At 68.6% G+C, this 19,844-nt stretch carries 21 protein-coding genes; 10 read left to right on the plus strand and 11 right to left on the minus strand.

Going from position 1 to position 19,844, the window contains the following annotated elements; all coding sequences use genetic code 11:
- Nucleotides 1-86 precede the first annotated feature (86 nt).
- The 4 genes from ATK36_RS18120 (at nt 87) to purQ (ending at nt 3,161) form a co-directional block, all read left to right on the plus strand.
- On the plus strand, nt 87-857 hold the full coding sequence (locus tag ATK36_RS18120) for an SDR family NAD(P)-dependent oxidoreductase (protein WP_098512636.1): 771 nt from the start codon (nt 87-89) through the stop codon (nt 855-857).
- Nucleotides 858-1,020: 163 nt separating this feature from the next.
- Complete coding sequence (locus ATK36_RS18125; RefSeq protein ID WP_098512637.1) at nt 1,021-2,034, plus strand: Abi family protein; 1,014 nt, start codon at nt 1,021-1,023, stop codon at nt 2,032-2,034.
- Between the two features lie 213 nt (nt 2,035-2,247).
- Nucleotides 2,248-2,487 (plus strand): phosphoribosylformylglycinamidine synthase subunit PurS, encoded by a 240-nt coding sequence (gene purS / locus ATK36_RS18130; RefSeq protein WP_098512638.1) that lies wholly within the window; start codon nt 2,248-2,250, stop codon nt 2,485-2,487.
- Nucleotides 2,484-3,161 carry a phosphoribosylformylglycinamidine synthase subunit PurQ gene (purQ, locus tag ATK36_RS18135; RefSeq protein ID WP_098512639.1) on the plus strand — a complete coding sequence of 226 codons (678 nt, stop codon included), beginning with the start codon at nt 2,484-2,486 and terminating at the stop codon, nt 3,159-3,161. Before purS ends, purQ begins: the two co-directional genes overlap by 4 nt.
- 365 nt (nt 3,162-3,526) lie before the next feature.
- On the opposite strand, the gene ATK36_RS18140 is transcribed toward purQ, so the two are convergent.
- Both ATK36_RS18140 and ATK36_RS18145 read right to left on the minus strand, forming a co-directional pair.
- Complete coding sequence (locus ATK36_RS18140; protein ID WP_098512640.1) at nt 3,527-5,269, minus strand: ABC transporter ATP-binding protein; 1,743 nt, start codon at nt 5,267-5,269, stop codon at nt 3,527-3,529.
- Nucleotides 5,266-6,900: an ABC transporter ATP-binding protein gene (locus tag ATK36_RS18145; RefSeq protein WP_098514972.1), complete on the minus strand. Its 1,635-nt coding sequence runs from the start codon at nt 6,898-6,900 to the stop codon at nt 5,266-5,268. Before ATK36_RS18145 ends, ATK36_RS18140 begins: the two co-directional genes overlap by 4 nt.
- 233 nt (nt 6,901-7,133) lie before the next feature.
- Between ATK36_RS18145 and purL the strand changes: the two genes are divergently transcribed.
- Together purL and ATK36_RS18155 are read left to right on the plus strand one after the other, a co-directional pair.
- On the plus strand, nt 7,134-9,416 hold the full coding sequence (purL, locus tag ATK36_RS18150; protein WP_098514973.1) for a phosphoribosylformylglycinamidine synthase subunit PurL: 2,283 nt from the start codon (nt 7,134-7,136) through the stop codon (nt 9,414-9,416).
- 134 nt (nt 9,417-9,550) lie between these two features.
- Nucleotides 9,551-10,462 (plus strand): hypothetical protein, encoded by a 912-nt coding sequence (locus ATK36_RS18155; RefSeq protein ID WP_245914875.1) that lies wholly within the window; start codon nt 9,551-9,553, stop codon nt 10,460-10,462.
- Between the two features lie 327 nt (nt 10,463-10,789).
- Here the strand turns inward: ATK36_RS18155 and ATK36_RS18160 are convergent, their stop codons facing one another.
- From ATK36_RS18160 to ATK36_RS18175, 4 genes are all read right to left on the minus strand, one after another.
- Nucleotides 10,790-11,782 carry a hypothetical protein gene (locus ATK36_RS18160; RefSeq protein ID WP_098512641.1) on the minus strand — a complete coding sequence of 331 codons (993 nt, stop codon included), beginning with the start codon at nt 11,780-11,782 and terminating at the stop codon, nt 10,790-10,792.
- A 481-nt stretch (nt 11,783-12,263) separates the two neighbouring features.
- Complete coding sequence (locus tag ATK36_RS18165) at nt 12,264-13,139, minus strand: lysozyme (protein WP_098512642.1); 876 nt, start codon at nt 13,137-13,139, stop codon at nt 12,264-12,266.
- Between the two features lie 175 nt (nt 13,140-13,314).
- Nucleotides 13,315-14,088 (minus strand): lysozyme, encoded by a 774-nt coding sequence (locus tag ATK36_RS18170; protein ID WP_386999876.1) that lies wholly within the window; start codon nt 14,086-14,088, stop codon nt 13,315-13,317.
- Between the two features lie 177 nt (nt 14,089-14,265).
- On the minus strand, nt 14,266-14,919 hold the full coding sequence (locus tag ATK36_RS18175) for a type VII secretion system-associated protein (protein ID WP_098512643.1): 654 nt from the start codon (nt 14,917-14,919) through the stop codon (nt 14,266-14,268).
- 59 nt (nt 14,920-14,978) lie between these two features.
- On the opposite strand from ATK36_RS18175, the gene ATK36_RS18180 reads away from it, so the two are divergent.
- The gene (locus ATK36_RS18180; protein WP_170069790.1) at nt 14,979-15,359 is read left to right on the plus strand and encodes a sterol carrier family protein; all 381 of its coding nucleotides are present in this window, start codon (nt 14,979-14,981) and stop codon (nt 15,357-15,359) included.
- A gap of 181 nt (nt 15,360-15,540) precedes the next feature.
- Nucleotides 15,541-16,419, plus strand: a complete 879-nt coding sequence (locus ATK36_RS18185) for a helix-turn-helix domain-containing protein (protein ID WP_098512644.1) — start codon at nt 15,541-15,543, stop codon at nt 16,417-16,419.
- Between the two features lie 4 nt (nt 16,420-16,423).
- Here ATK36_RS18185 and ATK36_RS18190 read toward each other — a convergent pair whose 3' ends face one another.
- The 5 genes from ATK36_RS18190 to ATK36_RS18205 are packed head-to-tail and all read right to left on the minus strand — an operon-like array spanning nt 16,424 to nt 18,456.
- The gene (locus tag ATK36_RS18190) at nt 16,424-16,756 is read right to left on the minus strand and encodes an aromatic-ring hydroxylase C-terminal domain-containing protein (protein WP_342752092.1); all 333 of its coding nucleotides are present in this window, start codon (nt 16,754-16,756) and stop codon (nt 16,424-16,426) included.
- Nucleotides 16,750-17,109: an FAD-dependent monooxygenase gene (locus ATK36_RS18195; protein WP_245914877.1), complete on the minus strand. Its 360-nt coding sequence runs from the start codon at nt 17,107-17,109 to the stop codon at nt 16,750-16,752. Before ATK36_RS18195 ends, ATK36_RS18190 begins: the two co-directional genes overlap by 7 nt.
- The gene (locus ATK36_RS32320; protein WP_170069791.1) at nt 17,106-17,258 is read right to left on the minus strand and encodes a hypothetical protein; all 153 of its coding nucleotides are present in this window, start codon (nt 17,256-17,258) and stop codon (nt 17,106-17,108) included. Before ATK36_RS32320 ends, ATK36_RS18195 begins: the two co-directional genes overlap by 4 nt.
- Before the next feature lie 45 nt (nt 17,259-17,303).
- Nucleotides 17,304-17,915: an FAD-dependent monooxygenase gene (locus ATK36_RS18200; RefSeq protein WP_342752034.1), complete on the minus strand. Its 612-nt coding sequence runs from the start codon at nt 17,913-17,915 to the stop codon at nt 17,304-17,306.
- On the minus strand, nt 17,806-18,456 hold the full coding sequence (locus ATK36_RS18205) for a PadR family transcriptional regulator (protein ID WP_098512647.1): 651 nt from the start codon (nt 18,454-18,456) through the stop codon (nt 17,806-17,808). Before ATK36_RS18205 ends, ATK36_RS18200 begins: the two co-directional genes overlap by 110 nt.
- A gap of 418 nt (nt 18,457-18,874) precedes the next feature.
- Between ATK36_RS18205 and ATK36_RS18210 the strand changes: the two genes are divergently transcribed.
- Nucleotides 18,875-19,114 (plus strand): DUF397 domain-containing protein, encoded by a 240-nt coding sequence (locus tag ATK36_RS18210; RefSeq protein WP_098512648.1) that lies wholly within the window; start codon nt 18,875-18,877, stop codon nt 19,112-19,114.
- On the plus strand, nt 19,101-19,478 hold the full coding sequence (locus ATK36_RS18215; RefSeq protein ID WP_098512649.1) for a hypothetical protein: 378 nt from the start codon (nt 19,101-19,103) through the stop codon (nt 19,476-19,478). The genes ATK36_RS18210 and ATK36_RS18215 overlap by 14 nt, the downstream gene beginning before the upstream one ends.
- The last annotated feature ends 366 nt before the right edge of the window (nt 19,479-19,844 follow it).

Raw genomic sequence — 19,844 nt, forward strand, 5'->3', positions numbered from 1 at the left:
CCTGCGGTTTCCCCGGAGGGTGAGGGGGCTGGCCGGTCCCCGGCCCGGGTCGCGAAGATAGGGGCGAGCGGACGAAAGGATCTTCCATGAGCAAGCTCGCCCTGGTCACCGGAGCCACCTCCGGCATCGGCAAGGCCTACGCGGAGCGGCTTTCCGCGGAGGGCTACGCGCTCATCCTGGCCGGCCGCAACACCGACCGGCTGGCCGAACTCGCCGCGGCACATCCCGTGGTGCGGACCGTGGCCGCCGACCTGTCCACCGGCGAGGGCATCGACGTGATCGCCGGGATCTGCGCGGAGGAGCCGCTCGACCTGCTCGTCAACAACGCCGGGGTGTCGCACTACATGGCGCTGGCAGAGCTGCCCGCGGACAAGGCGCACGAGGTCGTCCAGGTCAAGGTCGTCGCGGCCACCATGCTCGCCCGCGCCGCGGTCAGGGGGATGCAGGAGCGCGGTACCGGCGCCATCGTCAATGTGTCAGGCATGTTCGCCTTCAGCGGCCCGGCGCCGGCCTCCGTACAGCCACGCCGCGCGGTTTACGCCGGCACGCTCGCGTACCTGGTCACCATGTCGCAGGCGTTGAGCGTGGAGCTGGCCGACACCGGCGTCGCTGTCCAGGTCGTGGTGCCGGGTGTGGTGGCGACCGAGTTTCACGAACGGCAGGGCCTCGACCTGAGCGCGGTCCCCCGGATGACACCCGGCGACGTCGTCACGGCCAGCTTGCGCGGGCTGGCGCTGGGTGAGGTCGTTTGCGCTCCGGGGGTCGAGGACACGGGGCTGTTGGACGCGATTTTTCGGGCGGATCTCGCGGCGCTCGGTGGGCAGAGTCCACGGCTTGCTTCGCGATACCTGGACTGAGCGGGGATGACTGCCTGCGTTCGCCGGTCATGATCGTCGTGCGCTCGTGGGGAAGCGGCACCCGGCCTTGCACCGGCCCACTCAGCTGGTTACACTGTGTGCAACATGGCCAGCCCCGCTGCTCTTGAGCACGGGCTGGTTTTCCTTTTTTCAGGGACTCGGGGTGACCTACCTAAAACCGCATCTGACCTACGGTCGGCAAGTTGAGCTTCTGAAGGGTCGCGGGATGGAAATCCAGCGAACCGCCGAAGCCGAAGCAGTACTGATGCGAGTCGGTTACTACCGATTGAGCGGATACTGGTACCCATACCGAAAAGCGGCGGTTTCCCCAGGTTTGCCTCGCCGTGACGAGTTCCGCGCGGGCACTAGCCTTGACCGGGTTTTGGCCCTTTACGAACTGGATCGAAGGCTCAAACTTCTGGTACTCGACTGCATCGAGCGCATCGAGGTATCCCTGCGAGTACGAACCGCATATACAATTGGTCGACGTGGTGCTTTCGCTCACCTTGATCCTCGGGAGCTGGATGGCAGGTTCTCCGAGAAGGGTAAGGACGGAAAGTCAAGATATGCTACCTGGCTTTCGCGAATAGCAGAAGCACAGCGCCGCTCCACCGAGGACTTCGTCCAGCATTTCAAAGACAAGTATGACGGTGTCCTGCCCATATGGGTTGCTTCCGAAATAATGGACTTCGGCCTGCTGTCAACTCTTTACTCAGGGGCGAAGCGGAGTGACCGCGATGAGATCGCTCGCGAACTCGGTGTTGTCGACAGCCGGGGAGGGGGTAATGGTTTCGCGCTGGCGAACTGGATGCGCGTCCTCAACTACATTCGGAACGTCTGTGCGCATCACTCTCGCCTGTGGAACAGGAATATTACGGTCCAGGTCGCCTCAAGCAATCTCGCGGCAATACCAGAATTGAAGCATCTCTGCCGTTCGGGAGCGGCGACCAGTCGAGTCTATTCAGCGCTGTCCATAATCCAGTTCTTGCTGAGGGATATCTCGCCCGAGTATCCTTACCCTGAACGGCTTCGTGAAATCCTGGATTCAGGATTGGAGTCGGCGGGTAGAACTATTGGCGAGATGGGATTCCCGGATGAATGGACAGATTTCACCCTGTGGAAAAGTTGTGGCGATGTACGGATCTCAGCCCGAAAAGGCGAATCCTGCGCTTGGTGAACACTTCGGGTCAGCCGGTGGGTGACCTCTCGGCATCTCGTCGACATAGCTCGGCCTGATCGCGTCCCGCCAAGGTGCTCGCTCCCCCGGAAAGCCGCGAGTGTGAGCTGCGCTGCTGCCGCGGCACCGTGCGGCCCTGGCGAGATTCCGGTCAAGTAGGCTCAGGCGTGTAGTACCGCCCCCACGACCTGCGTGAACAAGGAGCAGCCTGCCGTGGCCCGAGTCGTCGTCGACGTCATGCCCAAACCCGAGATCCTCGACCCGCAGGGACAGGCGGTGGCCCGTGCGCTGCCCCGGCTCGGGTTCAGCGGGGTCACCGAGGTGCGCCAGGGGCGGCACTTCGAACTCGAGGTCGACGACACGGTCGACGACGAGACGCTGGCCAAGATCGCCGAGGGTTTCCTGGCCAACCCGGTGATCGAGCAGTGGACCATCCGGCGGGTCGAGGCGTGAGCGCGCGGATCGGCGTCATCACCTTCCCCGGCACGCTCGACGACGGCGACGCGGCCCGCGCGGTCCGCTATGCCGACGCGGAGGCGGTCTCGCTCTGGCACGCCGACGAGGACCTGCACGGCGTGGACGCGGTGGTCGTCCCCGGCGGTTTCTCCTACGGCGACTACCTGCGCGCCGGTGTGATCGCGCGCTACGCCCCGGTGATGACGTCGGTGATCGAGGCCGCCCGAAAGGGTATGCCGGTGCTGGGCATCTGCAACGGCTTCCAGATCCTGTGCGAGGCCGGCCTCCTGCCCGGCGCGATGATCCGCAACCAGGGCCTGCACTTCGTCTGCCGCGACCAGTGGCTGCGCATCGACAACCACACCACCGCCTGGACCACCCGCTACGAGCCGGGCGCGGAGATCCTCGTTCCGCTGAAGAACAACGACGGCTGCTACGTCGCCGAGCAGTCCACTTTGGACATGCTGGAGGCGGAGGGCCGGGTGGCGTTCCGCTACGTCGGCGGCAACCCGAACGGCTCCCGCAACGACATCGCGGGCATCACCAGCGAGAACGGCCGCGTGGTCGGCCTGATGCCGCATCCGGAGCACGCGATCGACGCGCTCACCGGCCCGTCCGACGACGGGCTCGGGTTGTTCTACAGCGCGGTGGACGCGCTCGTGCAGGCCTGAGTCACCACTCGAACCGGGGCCGCGATCAGTGCGATCGCGGCCCCGGTTCGTTCCGTTCGGCCGGGCGAGGTTCCGCCGGGTGGCTGGAGACACCGAGCGGTGGACCCGGCAATTCATCGCCGGTAGGCGAGGGTGTCGAAGATCCGATCGGCGGCCCGGACAGACGGTTCGGGCCGACGTTCCGCTCGTTGATCCAGCGGCGGGCGTCACAATCGAGTTCGGTGAATCGAGGTGGGCGGACCGTGTTCCACGTCTGCTGAGACCAGCGAGCCACGCTCAGCGCAGCGCAAACACAATCCGGGTCTACGCGCGGGCGAGCGAGCAGCGGTGGTGACCGGCGAGGCCGCGGCGCGCATCAGGGCGGGTCAGCTTGCCGCGGCCACCAACCGGGCGTACGGGCCTTCCGCGGCCAGCAGCTGCTGGTGCGAGCCCAGTTCGGTGATCCGGCCGTCCTCCACCACGGCGACCCGGTCGGCCGCGGCCGCCGTGTGCAGGCGGTGCGCGATCGCGATCACCGTGCGGCCTTCCAGCACCGCGTTCAGCGAGCGTTCCAGCTCTCGCGCCGAGCCGGTGTCCAGCAAGGACGTCGCCTCGTCCAGCACGAGCGTGTGCGGGTCGGCCAGGACGACGCGGGCCAGCGCCAGCTGCTGGGCCAGCCCGGCCGGGACGGCGTACGCGCCCGAGCCGAGCCGGGTGTCCAGACCGTCCGGCAGCCCGGCCGCCCACTCCGCGGCGCCCGCCGAGGCCAACGCGCTCAGCAGCTCTTCGTCGGTCCAGTCGCCACCGGTTCGGCGGGCGGGCAGGGCGAGGTTCTCGCGCAGCGTGCCGGAAAAGGTGTGGTGCTCCTGGGTGAGCAGCAGCACTTCGCCACGCAGCACGTCGTCCGCGAGCGTGGACACCTCGGTGCCGCCCACCCGGATCGAACCGCCGGTCGGCGCGGAAATCCCGGCCAGCAGCCTGCCGAGCGTCGACTTGCCCGCGCCGGACGGGCCGACGATCGCCAGCCGTTCGCCGCGCGGCACCGTCAAATCGATGCCGTGCAGTACTTCGCGATCCGCCGTGTAGCCGAAGCGCACGTCGCGGACCTCGATGTCCAGGCCACGGGGCACGGCGGTGACCTTCGGGTCCGATTCGGTCGGGTGCACGCCGAGGATCCGGCGGGCCGCGGCGAGCGCCACCTGAAGGTCTTCCAGCCAGAACAACGCTTCGTTCAGCGGCGCGGTCATGGCCTGCGCGTACGCGAGCATGGTGGTGATCGTGCCGAGGTCGGCCCAGCCGCGGCTGTAGGCGAACACGCCGAGCAGCAGCAAGGCCGCGATCGGCAGTACGTAGCTGATCTCCAGCGACGGCAGCCAGCGCAGCTGCAGCGCGCGCTGGTGGCGTTCGCCGAGTATCGCCTGGTCGAGCGCCCGCCGTCCGGTGCGGATCCGCCGATCGGCGAGACCGAGCGCCTCCACCGTCCGCGCACCCTCGACCGTCTCGTGCGTGGCCGACTGCACGTCGCCCCAGCGGTCCAGCATCCAGGCCAGCACGCTCGGGATCTTCCGCTGGTACCAGACGTTCACCGGCACCAGCAGCGGCAGCGCGACCAGCAGCGCGAGCGCGAGCAGCGGCGAGGTCGCGATCATCGCGATCGAGGTCAGCACCACGGTGACCACGGCGACCAGGATCTCCGGTGCGGCGAACCGCACCGCGTGGTCGAGCCGGGACAGATCGGTGGTGGCCCGGCTCAGCAGGTCCCCGGTGCCGGCCGCTTCGACCCGGCCCAGTGGCAGGTCCAGCGCGTTCGTCACGAGCTGTTCCCGGGTCTGTGCCAGCACCCGCTCGCCGAACATCCGGCCGCGGAACCGGGCCGCCTTTTTCGCCAGCGCCTGCAGCACCAGTACCAGCACGAACGCTGCGGCCAGCAGGTCGACGCGGGCACTGCCGGTGCCTTCGACCACGCCGTCCACGAGCCTGCCGAGCAGCTGCGGCCCGGCCAGCCCGATCAACGTGGCGAGGCAGAACAGGCCCAGCATCACGGAGAACTCGCGCCGGTGCGCGGCCGCGGTACGCAGCGCCCAGCGCCGTACCTCGCGCCGCGACGCGAGCGGGAGTCGCGTGGTCATACCGTCACTGCCTTTCCGTGCACCACTTCGTCCGCCACATTCCTCCACAGTGGACTCTGGCTGAACACCACCGTGGTCCGTCCGCGCCGCAGCCGCGCCACCCGCTCGGTGATCCGCGCCTCGGTGTGCGCGTCGACCGCCGAGGTCGGCTCGTCGAGCAGCAGCACGCCGGCGTCGATCGCCAAGGCACGCGCCAGGCTCAGCCGCTGCCGCTGCCCACCGGAGACCTCGCGGCCGCGTTCGCCGATCAGCTCGTCGACGCCGCGGGGGAGGGCTTCGATGATGTCCTCGGCGTCCGCCGCGTGCAGCGCCGCGAAGATGTCCACCTCGCCCGGCCGCGCCGGCGTCAGCTGGCCCCGCAGCACCCCGGAGAACCACAGGTCCTGGTTGTGCGCGTAGACCACTCGCGAACGCAGCTCGGCCAGCGCCACCCGGTTCGCCGGCACCCCGCCGACCAGCACCTGCTCGCCCTCGTCCGGATCGGTGAACCGGGCCATCCGCTCGGCGATCGCCTCCGCCTCGGCACCCAGGTCGACCACCGTCAGCCGGCCCGGGGCGATCCGGATGCCGCTGGTGGTGTCGACCAGTTCCAGCGGTCCTTCCGGCAACGGCAGCGGTTCGTCCGGATCGGTGAGGCCCGGCCGCAGCGCCAGCAGGTCGCAGATCTTCCGGGCGGCGACCGTGCCGGAGCTCAGCGCGCCGGCCGCCTCGGTGGCGGTGCTCACCGGCACCACCAGGAACGCGGAAATCCCGTAGAACGCCACCAGTTCGCCGACGTCGATCGTGCCCTCCAGCGCGAGCCGCGCGCCGAGCCAGGTGATCGCCACCGTGACCAGGCCGGGCAACAGGACCTCCGCCGCGGCGAGCCAGGCCTCGGCGCGCCCGACCTCGATCCCCGAGCGCCGGACCACCTGGCTGGCCTCGCGGAATCGCCGCAGGAACCGCTGCTCACCGCCGACCCCGCGCAGGATCCGCAGGCCGGACACGATGTCCGCGCCCAGCGCGTTCACCTCGGTCAGGTTCTCCCGCTGGACGCTCTTGCGCTTCTGCAGCGGAGCCAGCAGCGGGCCGATGCCGACCACCGCGAGCGGGACGCCGACCAGCGCGACGACGCCGAGCAGCGGCGAACTGTCCAGCATGGCCACGCCGACCACCACGAACGCCACGAGCGAGCCGACCGTGCGGCCGAGGACCTCGCAGGCGTTGCCGATCCAGTTGATGTCCGAGGAGGTGACCGCGACCACGTTGCCGGTGGTCGTCGCCTCGCGCAGTTTCGCGCCCAGCCGGGTGGTGTGCTCGGTCACCGTCCGCTGTGTGGTGGCCGCGCCGTGCAGCCACATCCCGTACGAGTTGAAGTGCTGCCAGGTGCCGAACCCGGCCTGCACCAGCCCGAGCCCGGCGGCGATCAGCGCCCACTGCCAGAGCGCGCCGGTGTCGTGCGCCGCGATCGCGCCCACTCCCTTGCCGATCACCAGCGGCAGCAAGGCGCCCGGCAGCGCCCAGCAGGCCCCCGTGACGGCGCCGGTGAGCACCATCCACGGCCGCGAACGCAGGACCGCCAGCAGGTAGCGGGCGGCGGTCAGGCGCTTCGGCAGCCGTAGCGTGGGAATACGATATGTGGCGGACAGCACGATCACCGACGGTAGGAGGTCCGGCACGTCCGGCGCGACTGATTTTACCAATTCCGACCAAGTAGGCCGACCCCCACCCGGCACGTAACCGTTGGTACGAAGCCATTAGGCGTGACCGTGGTCGGATTGGTAATGATCGGCACAGTATGCCCGGTGCCTGGTCCCACCGGCCTCAACTCCCGCGAGCCGCTCCCCGTATCCTGGGCCCTGTGGCGAACCCTGATGTGGACACCGTGACCAGCACCGTTGACACCACCGCGGCGGCCGTGGCGACCCCGGACACCGTGCAGCCCTATGTCGAACTCGGGCTCGCCGAAGACGAGTACGCCCGGATCCGCGAGATCCTCGGCCGTCGTCCCACCGACGCCGAACTGGCGATGTACTCGGTGATGTGGAGTGAGCACTGCTCGTACAAGTCCTCGAAGAAGCACCTGCGCTACTTCAGCGAGACGGCCACCGACGAGATGAAGTCCAAGATGCTCGCGGGCATCGGGGAGAACGCGGGCGTGGTCGACATCGGTGACGGCTGGGCGGTCACGTTCAAGGTGGAGAGCCACAACCATCCGTCCTATGTGGAGCCTTACCAGGGCGCGGCGACCGGCGTCGGCGGGATCGTGCGCGACATCATGGCGATGGGCGCGCGCCCGCTGGCCGTGCAGGACGCGCTGCGCTTCGGCCCGGCGGACGCCCCGGACACCAAGCGCGTGCTCCCCGGTGTGGTCGCGGGTGTCGGCGGCTACGGCAACTGCCTCGGTCTGCCCAACATCGGCGGTGAGCTGGTGTTCGACCCGTCGTACGCGGGCAACCCGCTGGTCAACGCGCTGTGCGTGGGGGCGATGCGAACCGAGGATCTGCATCTGGCGTTCGCTTCCGGCACGGGGAACAAGATCATCCTGTTCGGCGCGCGGACCGGGCTGGACGGCATCGGCGGCGTGTCCGTGCTCGCCAGCGACACGTTCTCCGGCGACGAGACCGCGGCGGGCCGGCGCAAGCTGCCCAGCGTGCAGGTGGGCGATCCGTTCACCGAGAAGGTGCTCATCGAGTGCTGCCTCGACCTGTTCCGGGAGAACCTGGTCGTCGGCATCCAGGACCTCGGCGGGGCCGGCCTGTCCTGCGCGACCTCGGAGCTGGCCGCTGCGGGCGACGGCGGGATGCACATCTACCTGGACCGGGTTCCGTTGCGTGCCACCGGAATGACCCCCGCCGAGGTGCTCTCCAGCGAATCCCAGGAGCGGATGTGCGCGGTCGTCTCGCCCGAGCAGGTCGAGGCGTTCCTGGCCGTCTGCGCCAAGTGGGACGTCATCGCCACCGACATCGGTGAGGTGACCGACGGCGACAACCTGGTGATCACCTGGCACGACGAGATCGTGGTGGACGTTCCGGCACACACCGTGGCGCACCAGGGCCCGGTGTACGACCGCCCGATCGAGCGGCCGTCCTTTCAGGACGCGCTGATCGCCGACACTTCCGCGGACCTGCCTCGGCCGACGACGCCGGAGGGCCTGCGGGCGGACTTCCTCGCGCTGATCGGCAAGCCGAACCAGGCGTCGAAGGAATGGGTGACCTCGCAGTACGACCGGTACGTGCGCGGGAACTCGGTGCTGGCGCAGCCGTCGGATTCCGGGATGATCCGGATCGACGAGGAGAGCAACCGCGGCGTCTCGGTGGCCACCGACTGCAACGCGAAGTTCGTCTACCTCGACCCGTACCGCGGTGCGCAGCTGGCGCTCGCCGAGGCCTACCGCAACGTGGCCACCGGTGGGGCGACCCCGGTCGCGGTGTCGGACTGCCTCAACTTCGGCGCCCCGACCGACCCCGGCGTGATGTGGCAGTTCGAGCAGGCCGTGCACGGTCTCGCGGACGGCTGTGTGGCGCTGGGTATCCCGGTCACCGGCGGGAACGTGAGCTTCTTCAACCAGACCGGGGACACCGCGATCCTGCCGACCCCGGTGGTCGCCGTCTTGGGCGTGATCGACGACGTGACCCGCCGCATCCCGACCGGCATCGGTGCGGAAGCGGGCGAGACGCTGCTGCTGCTCGGCGAGACCCACGACGAGCTGGACGGTTCGGCCTGGGCTCGCGAGCTGCACGGTCACCTCGGCGGCGTCCCGCCGAAGGTGGATCTGGCCAGGGAGAAGCTGCTGGCCGAGGTCCTGGTGGCCGGTTCCCGCGACGGCATGATCTCCGCCGCGCACGACCTCGCCGACGGCGGCCTGGCGCAGGCGCTGACCGAGACTGTCCTGATCGGACAGTGCGGTGCCCGGGTCTTCCTCGACGCCGAGCAGGACCCGTTCGTGCAGCTGTTCTCGGAGTCCGCGGGCCGGGTGCTGGTCGCGGTCCCCCGCACGGAGGAGCTGCGCTTCACCGAGATGTGCACCGCCCGCGGCCTGCCGTGGCGCAAGACCGGGGTGGTGGACCCGGAATCCGGCACGCTGGAGCTGCAGGGCCTGACGGAGTTCGGTCTCGACGAGCTTCGCGAGGCTTGGGAGGGCACGCTGCCGAGGCTGTTCGACTGACTGAGGGGGTGCGGCTGCCGGCATTCCGGCAGCTGCACTTCATCCGTTTGGGCAAATATGGGGATACCCGGCACTGAGTGATCAACCCTCGATAGAGTCGACTCCACTTGAATGTGCGCTGAGAGAGGGCCTCGGTGGGGAAACTCCGAATTCTGGCAACGATCGCGACCGGTGTCGTGGCCACCGCGATGATGGCGGCCGGACCGGCTTCCGCAGTGACGTCCTCTGTGGACGTTCCCGAGGGGATGACCGCCAGCTACCTCGTCGTCGACCAGAAGGCCGGCAAGACCTTCGGCGCCCGCGTGCACGAGCCGTACCGTTCGGCCTCGCTGGTGAAGCTGTTCATCGCCCTCGACTACCTCGAATCGCACGGCCCGGACTACGTGATCCCGGCCGGCGACCTGGCGCTGCTCGAACCGATGCTGCGTGCCAGCAACGACGATGCCGCCAGCACGTTGTGGGTACGTGATGGCTGGGAGGAGATCATCGAGCGAACCGTCGCCAAGATCGGTCTCGCCGACACCGCGCCGCCCGCCGACCGTGGCAAGTGGGGTTACACCGCGATCAGCGCCGCGGACATCGCCAAGACCTACCGGTACATCCAGCACACGGCGAAGGCGAAGTACCGCGACTTCATCATGAGCAACCTGGCGAAATCGACGAAGTGCGGTGCGGACGGTTTCGACCAGTCGTTCGGCATTCCGCGCGCGGTCCCCGGGGCGAAGGCGGTCAAGCAGGGATGGTCGGGTTATGGCGCGGCCCCCGCGCGTGGTGCGGAATGCTCGGAGGTCGAGGTCACCGCGCGGCGCATGCTGACCTCGCCGGAAGTCAGGGCCGCCACCGCGGTCGCATCCAGCGGTGACGGCACGCCCGGCGCCCGGAACGACGGCACGACCGGCGTGATGCACACGAGCGGCACGGTCGGCGCGGGCAACGACAAGATCGTGGTGGTGCTGACTCAGGAGCCGGCCACGTTGTCCTGGCAGGATTCCGCCAGCCGGATCACCAAGCTCACCCAGGACGTCTACCTCAGGTCGGCGCTCTGAAAGCCGTTGCTCAAGGAGTGCATCACAGGGTGTCGGCAAAGTCGGTGTGAGGGGCCTTGCGCCGACCGCGGAGGTCCGTGAAGGGCCCCTTCACAGCCCGAGACAGGTCCGGTGCGCACACCACGAGGTGGTCGAGCGTCTCGAACACCTCCGCATCGTCCGTTGCCGGGCGCAATCGACGAAGAGGGCAAGCGCCATCGATGATGACGCGGCAGCCACGGCTCTCTGCTGATCACGGGTCCTCGGCCAACTTTGCCGGGACCCTGGAGTGCATCACTTGAGCGCCGCACTGGTCGCGGGGTCAGCGAACAGCCGCCGACCCCCCGATCAGTAGGCGAGGACGAAGAAGAACCCGACGCACCACTTGCCGCCGGTCTGCGTCGCGATCACCGAACCGTTGGCGGTCTTTCCCGACAGCGTGCCCTTGAGTTTGGCCGTGACCGTGGAGCTGCCGTCGTAACCTCCGACTGTCAGGTTCGGCTCGCCGCCGGTCGCTTCGTCGATGCTGTCCTTCGAGAACGACTCGGTGCCCTGGCAGGTCATCGCGGTGGCGCCGCTCGCGTCCTTGGCGTTGATCTTCGAGACGAAGCCGTCGATCACGCTCTTCGAGTCCGCGGGGGTGCCGCTGCCGCCGGTGCCCGGCTGGTTGCTCTCGTCCGTGGACGGCGCCGATCCCGTCGACGGCAACGGCGGCTGCTGCTGTGACGACGGTGCAGGCGCCGGCGCCTGGGTCTGCGCGGTGTTGTTGCTGTCCTTGCCCAGGAAGAACCCGGGTGCGACGAATCCGGTGATACCCACCGCGACCACGACGACGACCGCCACCGCGATCCCGATCCACAGGCCGGTCTTGTTGCCCTTGGGCGGGGGCGGGTCACCCTGCCCGTACTGCTGCTGATTCGGATCCCAGCCCTGCTGCGGGAACTGTTGCGTGCCCGGGTACGGCTGCTGCCCGTAGGGCTGGCCGTACTGCTGCGTGGGCGGGTACTGCTGCGCGTTCGGATCCCAAGCGGGTTGCTGTGCGTTCGGATCCCAGGCCGGCTGCTGTGCGTTCGGATCCCAGCCGGGCTGCTGCGGGGGCATCCCACCGGCCCCGGGTTGCTGCGTGTTGGGATCCCACCCGGACCGTTGCGGGGGCGTCCCATCGGCCCCGGGTTGCTGTGCGTTGGGATCCCACCCGGGCTGTTGCGGGGGCGTCCCGCCCGCCCCCGGCTGTTGCGTGTTGGGATCCCAGCCGGGCTGTTGCGGCACGCCGCCGGAACCGGGTTGCCAGCCCTGGCCGTAGGGGTCCCCGCCCGTGCCGGGCTGCGGTGGGTAGGTCATCTCCGGTTCCGCCTTCCTGCTGCACCGATTCGCGCCGCGATGTGACGGCCCGCCGGTGCCGGCGGTTCCGTCCCCAGGCCCCGCATTCTCCAAGGTGGAGAGCTTCGGCACAAAAGCGGCTCCCGGCCCTCCCGCCCGACAGGGGCAGGGTGTCGGCAACGTCGGTGTGAGGGGCCCTGCGCAGACTGCGGAGGTCCGTGAAGGTCTGTGAAGGGGCCCTTCACGGACTCAGAGTCCGTGAAGGGCCCCTTCACAGCCCGAGACAGGTCCGGCGCACAGCGCGAGGTGGTCGCGTATCTCGAGCACCTCCGCTTCGCCTGCTGCAGGGCGCAATAGATCGAGAGGGCGGGCGCCGTCGACGCGGCAGCTACGGCTCTCGCTGCTGATCACGGGGCCTCGACCAACTTTGCCGGGCCCCTGCCGGGCCCCTGCCCGGCAGGGGCGGGACGACCGGGAGCCCTTGATCATCCAGGCCGGAGGTTCAGCCGTTGGCGAGCGCCTGCAGCCGGTCGTAGGCACCGTTGAAGGTGTCCTGGTCCAGCGGGCTGGAGGTGTACTGCCACACGGTGTAGACGCCCCAGCCCGAGGGCAGTGCGCCCACCGACGAGGCGTACCGCGCCACCCACAGCGGGGCGGTGGCGGAGAAATCGCCGTCCACGCACTGGTTCCACCAGCTGGCAGAGGTGTAGATCACCGGCCAGCGACCGGTTTTGGCGTGGTAGGTGTCGTGGAAGTCCTTGATCCACGCGGTCATCGCCGGTTTGCTGAGCCCGTAACAGGTCGCGCCGTAGGGGTTGTACTCCATGTCCAGTGCGCCGGGCAGCGTCTTGCCGTCACCGGACCAGCCACCGCCGTGCGCGACGAAGTAGTTCGCCTGCGCCGCGCCGCTCGCGGTGTTCGGCGTGGCGAAGTGGTACGCGCCGCGGATGAAGCCCTGGTCGTAGGAGCCGTTGTACTGCTGCGCGAAGTACGGGTTGGTGTAGTTCGTGCTCTCGGTCGCTTTGGTCCAGACGAATCGCTTGCCCTGGTTCCACCAGCTTGCCCAGTCGACGTTGCGCTGGTAACTCGCCACGTCCATACCGGCCACTGTGGCCAGTACCTGGTTCGCCGCGGCGGCTGCGGGCTGCGGCCGCTGCGCGGCGGTCCGCGACTGCGGGGTGGACTGATCCCCTTCGACCCGGCGGATCTGCGAGCCCATGGTGTGGTTGTGCGCCTGGATGTCGGCATTGATCGTGGCGATCCCGGTGGTGTCCGGGGCGGCCGAGGCCTGGGTCGAGGCACCGAGCAGGAGTGCCACGACCGGAATGGTCAGAGCGGAGAACAGTGTGCTGCGCCGTCCTCTTCTGGGAGTGGACATCGTCGAATCCCTTCACAGATACCCTCGCGGTGGGCGGCTATGTGCAGGTAGCCGCCACGGAAGAGATTCTTGGCCACGAATCGGCGTTTGTCACCAAGTTCCGTGAAAATGAGCAGACACGTGGGTGATTTTTCCGCAGGAGATACGCGGCAATTCGTGACGCGACCACAAATGTTCACCCGATTGCCAGATTGCGCAATGCGCTCGCCGTTCCGTTGAGCCAGTTCTGGTCGCCGGGCAGTGAACCGGAGTTCGCGAACTGCCAAATCGCCTGCTGCCCCCAGCCCGCGGGCAGCTCGCCGACCTTGGTGTTGTAGCGCGCGAGCCACAGCGGGTTCCCGCCGAACGCGGCGCTGTTGCCGGTGCAGGTCTTCCACCAGCTAGTCGACGTGTAAATGGTGGGCAGCCGGCCGGTACGTGCGCGATAGGTTTCGGAGAAGGCCTTGATCCACGCGACCATTCCGGCCGCGTCCTTGCCGTAACACGTTTCGCCGTAGGGGTTGTACTCCGCGTCGAGCGCGCCGGGCAGGGTCTTGCCGTCGGCCGACCAGCCGCCGCCATGCGCGAGGAAGTACTCGGCCTGTGCCGCGCCGTCGGATACGTCCGGCCGCGCGAAGTGGTATGAACCACGCACGATCCCGGCGCCGTACGCGCCGTTGTACTGCTGAGCGAACTGCGGGTTGACGAACCCGGTCCCCTCGGTTGCCTTGATGTAGACGAACTTCGCGCCCGCGCTTGCCGCGCCCGCCCAGTTCACCGCCCCCTGGTGCCCGCTCACGTCGTGGCCGAGCAACTGGTCGGCCGCGCTGTACTCCACGGGGCTGCCCGCGACGCCTTCGTGCCGGGCGATCTGGGAGCCGGCGTAGTTGTCCTGCGCGCCCGCGTAACTCGGCGCCGCGGTGGCCGCGGACGTGGTGCACAAGGCCGCGCCGGTGACCCCGGCGAGCAGTACCGCGCTCCAGCGCAGCAGCGGATGACGAGACTTCACGCTGGACTCCCAACCGGACGCTTGTACTCCTGCCCGTTGTCACCATGCCCGGCGGGCGCGATTCCGGCGAATCGGTGATCACTCAGTTGGGTGTTATTCCCAGGTCGAAGGCCTGTGGATGGTTCAGTGGGTGACGCCTCAGCGACGTTCTTCGGCGAGCGCCCGCAGCAGCTGGTCGGCGGGGATCACGGCCGTGATCAGATCGTGCGGGTTGATCGCCACCGGATGCCCGGCGAGCAATGCCACGATGTCCCGGCCGGTCACCGCGCGGGCGTGCGGCCATTCCCGTGGCACCAGTGCCTTTGCCGTGTACGCGGGCACCATCACCCGGCCGTCGGCGTTGTGGAAGCCGATCACGGTGCGCTGTGCGGGAGAGAGCGCGTAGACGAACAGCGTGGCGCGCAGGACGGCGCGCGGCAGGTCTTCGGCCGGACGGTGCTCGGTGCGCACGAGCTGCAGCAGCCGTTCGAGATCGTTGCGCGGCTCGGGGAATCCGAGCGCCTTCGGCGAGGGGCGGTAGCGGTCGTTGGGGTGGAAGTCCTCGACGACATCGCCGGTCCCGCTGACCGGGTACGCGCCCACCACGGCCCACGACGGCACCGGGCCGCGGGCGTCGAAGGCCTCATCGATGACGTACAGCCAGCTGTTCGGGTTGGTACGGGCGTTTTCCCGCATTTCCGGGCTGATCTCCGGTTTGCCTTGCGGTCCACGGCGCGGATACGCGTTCCGTCGCGCGCGCCGCCCTGCCGGGGCCTGGGAAACCATCCGATCTGCCTCGTCCCGCTGCGCCATCGCCGTCCCTCGGTGCCGGGTGCCTGCTAGTCCGTCTGCCGTCACTCTACTGTTGACGCATGGCCTCTTCGCGTTCGGTCGATCCCGCTGAGTTACGGGCCGCGGTGCTGGCGGTGTCGGATTGGTTGCGAGGTGAGGGCCCCGAACCGGCCCGCGCGGAACTGGCTGCGGCGGTGCGGTTGAGCCTGCGCGCGCTCGCGCAGGACGCGCCGGGGCACAGTGTCGAAGTACGGGTACCGCCATTCGCCGCCGTGCAGTGCGTGGCGGGTCCGCGGCACACCAGGGGCACGCCGCCGAACGTGGTGGAAACGGATCCGCGGACCTGGCTGGAATTGGCCACCGGGAGGGTGGACTGGGCGGAGGCGGTCGCCGCCGCGCGGGTGTCGGCCTCGGGTAGCCGGGCCGACCTCGCGCACTGGTTGCCGCTGCTGCGGTCCTAGCCGGTTCCGGGTGGGAGATTGACGATAATCGTGTTCGACTTTGTGCTGGCCACGGGGAATTCTCCGGCACCGAACCCGTCCACGGCCTGTAGGGTGCTATCCCGGTCGGCACCCGGGGTGTAGTTTGGGTGGTCGGAATTCGGTATCCCAACCGACGAGCGGCGTACGAAAGGGCCCGGTCATGAACGCGGTGAACGCGCCCGGCGGCGAGCAGAGCCTCGGCCCGACTGCGCGCCGGATGATCCTCGGATCGCAGCTGCGCAAGCTGCGTGAGGAGGCCGGGATCACCAGGCAGCAGGCCGGGTACAACATCCGCGGTTCGGAGTCGAAGATCTCGCGGCTGGAGCTGGGCCGGGTGGGCTTCAAGGAACGGGACGTCGCCGACCTGCTCACCATGTACGGCGTGGCCGAGGACGAGGAACGCCAGGCGTTCCTCGACATGGTCAAGCAATCCAACGAGGCGGGCTGGTGGCGCCGGTTCGGCGACACCGTGCCGACCTGGTTCACCGGTCTGGTCGGGCTGGAGGAGGCCGCGTCCCGGATTCAGATCTGGGAGCCGCTGTTCGTGTCCGGCCTGCTGCAGATCGAGCCGTACGCCAGGGCGATCGTCAGCCACGGCCGTTCGGAGATGTCCGACGAGCGGGTGGACCAGCTGGTCGCCCTGCGCATGCGGCGGCAGAAGATGCTGGCCCGCCCGGACGCGCCCCGGATCTGGGCGGTGCTCGACGAATCGGTGCTGGAGCGCCAGATCGGCGGGCCGAAGGTGTTCAAGCAGCAGCTGGAGTACCTGCTCGAGGTGACCACGCTGCCGCATGTCTCGGTGCAGATCCTGCCGTTCTGCCGGAGCGGGCTGTCCGCCGAGCACGCGTTCTCCCTGCTGCGCTTCGCCGAAACCGAACTCCCGAACATCGTCTACATCGAGTACCTGACCGGCGCGCACTACCTGGACAAGCGCGACGAGATCGAGAAGTACGGCCGGGCGCTGGACCTGCTCGCCGTCGACGCGGAGACTCCGGAGCGCAGCCGCTCCCGCATCGCCAAGCGCCGCCAGGAAATCTGACTGCTCAGCTGCTGTGCAATGCCCGGCCGAGTGCTTCGGCCGGCCCCGCGGTGGAAGCCGCCCTCGCCCGCCAGGCGAGGTACCCGTCCGGCCGCACGAGCACCGCACCGGAGCCGTATCGCTCGGCCCATCCGTCGGCTCGTTCCGCACGACAAGCCCGGATACCGGCCGCACGCGCCGCTTCCGTCCATTCCGGACTGTCGCAGAGCAGAACGAACTCGGCGACGAGGAGGTCGTGCACCGCTTGTTCGCCGAGCCAGAGGTGAGGCACCCGCGCACCGACTCTCGCGACGGGTTCGTTTCCGGATCTCGTGCCGTCCTGCCGATCCCCTAGCAGACGCCGAAGATCTGGGCGTGCGGGTCCGTTCCCTCCGGTTCGGCCTGGCCGCTCATCCTCGCCTCCTGGTGCGCGACGATCGTCGGCGCCAACCTCTCGGCCAGGGCCGGCGCTCGGCGTCGTAGGTGTCGAGAAGCGCCCCGGAGCACTGCGGCGAGTTTCCACGTCAGTTTGCGCGCGTCCTGCACCCCGGCGAGCGCACCCGCCGGTGGCCGTACGTGCGCGCTGTCGCCGACCAGGAAGACTTTGCCCGCCCGGTACCGCTCGGCGACGCCGACGATTTCGACGTCGATGCCCCGGCCTAGGGCGGTCTGCACGAGCCGTCGGCAACGCATTTCAGTGAAGTCGGTCACGGACTCGGTGGCCGGTTCGTACCGACCGAAAGCTGCCAGCGGTCTTGTTCGGCGGTGCTGACCAGCCCGCCGAAGAACCCGGCCGGGTTGGCGATGGTCCAGAACAGCGCCCGGCGCGGGAGGAGACCGGGCAGCTCGGCATGGAACACGGTGTGCTGGAAAGTTCGCTCCCCGGTGCGGCCGATGCCGAGCCGCTACCGGATCGGGCTCCGGTTCCCGTCCACGGCGATCAGGTAGCCGGTCCGGACTGTCTGCTGTTCGCCCGTGCCACGGTTTTCCAGCGTGGCCGTCACTCCGTCTGCGTTGGTCTCGAACGTCCGCAGCTCGGTGTCGAAGAGGTGCTCGGCACCTGCCGAAGCGGCCGCATCGATCAGGATCGGCTCGACGGTGTTCTGATCGGCCATGCAGAACTCACCGGCGGTGAGATCCAGCAGTCCGCGCGGCTCCTCCGCGTCGTACAACCACTGCCATTCGCCCGCGAGCGTCTCGCACCGGGCAACGCCGGCCTCGGCGTCGAACGGTGCTCCCGCGCGGGTGACCGCATCGGCGATCCCGTATGCGCGGTAGATCTCCATGGTCCGCTGAATGATCCCGCGGGCGCGTCCGTGGCTCGACACCCCAGCGTGCCGATCCACCAGAAGCGGCGGAACCCCTTGCCGGGCAAGGAAAGCGCGCTGGTGAGCCCGTCGCCGGCGATCAGGACCGGTACCTGCTTGAGGACGGTCTCTCTTCTTCCTCGGCCTGCCTCGCGGCGAATTCCGCGGCGGCCTGCCGCACCCACCCCTCGGACCAGCCGGCCACCCCACTGCGAAGATCGGCGACGAACGTCCGCAGCCACCGGTGTTCCGCGCTCAGCAGCGCCTGCCGGTACTCCTCTTCCACCAGAAAGACCCGGCCGGCCTCGGCGGTCTCGGCAAGCACCCCGGAGACTTCCGCGAGTTCCGCGTCGACCGCGGCCAGGCGTGCCTCCAGCTGCGTCACCGCTTCCTCCGGGCTCACCATGACCAGGAAGGACAGCCCGACCGGGAACTCCGGAAACTCGCTACCGGTGGTCGCGAGCATCTCCTTGATCCAGGACCGAGCCGTCGCCAGCCCTTTCTCGGTGACGGCGTACACCGTTCGCTCCGGCCGCCCTTCCTCGCGCGCGGTCCCCTCGACCCGGATCAGCCCGAGCGCGCGTAACCGTTCGATCGTCTGGTAGATGCTGGCCCGCTGCCGCACGTTGACGACCCGGTCCTTGCCGTAGTCCTTGATCAGCTTCTGGATGCGATAGGCGTGCATCGGCTCCGCGGCGAGGATGCCGAGCACGGTGAGCCCCAGTGCGGACCGCTTGCCGGTGGTGGCCATAGTAATGATCTTACTAGTTTTGTCATGACTATTTCAGGCCGGTTGCCTGCTCGGTGAATCCCTCCGGATGACCGCTTGCCGGGCGTGCGCCCCCGGTCGCTGAGTCGACCGAGAGTGATCGACCTTCACTCACTGCACTTAGGGGTCCTCACTGGATGTGATCAACTCGGCGCCAAAATTTCGCTCTCCGTAGAAAATCACCAAGAAGCAGCTACTCTCAGTGTTATTTAGCCCTTTCGGGTAGTGCTCAAATCACCCGGTAGGGAGTTTTTGCTGCGAACGGTCGCTACGCAGTGAGAAATTTGCACAAAGTTCTGCACGTGCATTTACCGTTGCATGCGCGCGTGCTAGCGTCCGAGTCGCAGGCAAATGCACATGCAGATTCCGGAGCTTCTCGTCGTTTTGGAAGGTGGGCACCATGGCTGAGCGGTTCGAGAACGGCATTCCGGCTGATCGTCTGACCGGAGTCCAGTGGCGTAAGGCGAGTTACAGCGGCGCGGTGGGCAACTGCGTCGAGGTGGCGCCGCTGACCTCGGGTGAAATCGCGATGCGGAACTCGCGTTTCCCGGGAGGGCCGGCGCTGGTCTACACGCGTGCCGAGATGGCCGCCTTCCTCGCGGGAGCGAAGGACGGCGAATTCGACGATGTCCTCGGCTGATGTCGAAAGTGGCCTGCAGGAGCTGATCGCGCGCGGCTACCGGTTCGTGCACCCGACCGACGAACGCGGCGAAGTTCAAGCCGTGGTCGGCGTGCGAGCCCACGACAACGTCGTCGACGTAGTCCGCCTCCGCGCGGAAGACGATGCCGAGGCCACCCGCCTCCCGGGCGGCGAAAAGAACATTTTCGCGCCCGCCACCTGCCTGTGGCGTTCTCGTGGCCCTGCGCCCGAGGTGCTCGGCGAGGTGCTGGCCCTCCCCGACGAGCCCGCCCTGGCGGCACAGTCCGCCGCCAGAGCGGCAGCGACGCGCGGCTGCTGGGTTCCCGGCCGCGGCGGCCGGTTGAAGTGGCTGGCCGCGAGCTGATCGAGGCTGCTCACTTGGCCGCATGGCCCGACTCTCTTCAGTGGACGGCCTGACGCGCGCTTCGCGTCGGGCCGTCCATTCGGTATAACGCCGGTGCGCCCGGATTTCGTTGCGGGCAACAGGATTCACGGCCATCAGGCTGGTCGGCCACTGGCGACGTCCGAGGTGGACGAAGCCGATCCCGCGTCGTCGGCGTGAGCGCGCACACCGTGCCATCTGAGGCAGCCGACCGCCACCGCCTCTCGTCACCCGGCAGCACGATCCGGAACGAGCGCACCGCTCTCCGGAATCCGGGGAGAAGCGGGCAGGAAGTGACCAGAACAGTGGGCAGAACCACGTCGCGTCGCGGCTGAGGTGGTCCCGGAG

It is taken from the genome of Amycolatopsis sulphurea (genome assembly GCF_002564045.1).
Taxonomy (GTDB): Bacteria; Actinomycetota; Actinomycetes; order Mycobacteriales; family Pseudonocardiaceae; genus Amycolatopsis; species Amycolatopsis sulphurea.

Bases quoted from the DNA above. Each gene is read 5' to 3' on its own strand.
- ATK36_RS18120 (WP_098512636.1), top strand. From the start codon at position 87: ATGAGCAAGCTCGCCCTGGTCACCGGAGCCACCTCCGGCATCGGCAAG.
- ATK36_RS18140 (WP_098512640.1), bottom strand. From the start codon at position 5,269: ATGACCACGCGACTCCCGCTCGCGTCGCGGCGCGAGGTACGGCGCTGG.
- ATK36_RS18160 (WP_098512641.1), bottom strand. From the start codon at position 11,782: ATGACCTACCCACCGCAGCCCGGCACGGGCGGGGACCCCTACGGCCAG.
- ATK36_RS18165 (WP_098512642.1), bottom strand. From the start codon at position 13,139: ATGTCCACTCCCAGAAGAGGACGGCGCAGCACACTGTTCTCCGCTCTG.
- ATK36_RS18175 (WP_098512643.1), bottom strand. From the start codon at position 14,919: ATGGCGCAGCGGGACGAGGCAGATCGGATGGTTTCCCAGGCCCCGGCA.
- ATK36_RS18180 (WP_170069790.1), top strand. From the start codon at position 14,979: ATGGCCTCTTCGCGTTCGGTCGATCCCGCTGAGTTACGGGCCGCGGTG.
- ATK36_RS18185 (WP_098512644.1), top strand. From the start codon at position 15,541: ATGAACGCGGTGAACGCGCCCGGCGGCGAGCAGAGCCTCGGCCCGACT.
- ATK36_RS18205 (WP_098512647.1), bottom strand. From the start codon at position 18,456: ATGGCCACCACCGGCAAGCGGTCCGCACTGGGGCTCACCGTGCTCGGC.
- ATK36_RS18210 (WP_098512648.1), top strand. From the start codon at position 18,875: ATGGCTGAGCGGTTCGAGAACGGCATTCCGGCTGATCGTCTGACCGGA.
- ATK36_RS18215 (WP_098512649.1), top strand. From the start codon at position 19,101: ATGTCCTCGGCTGATGTCGAAAGTGGCCTGCAGGAGCTGATCGCGCGC.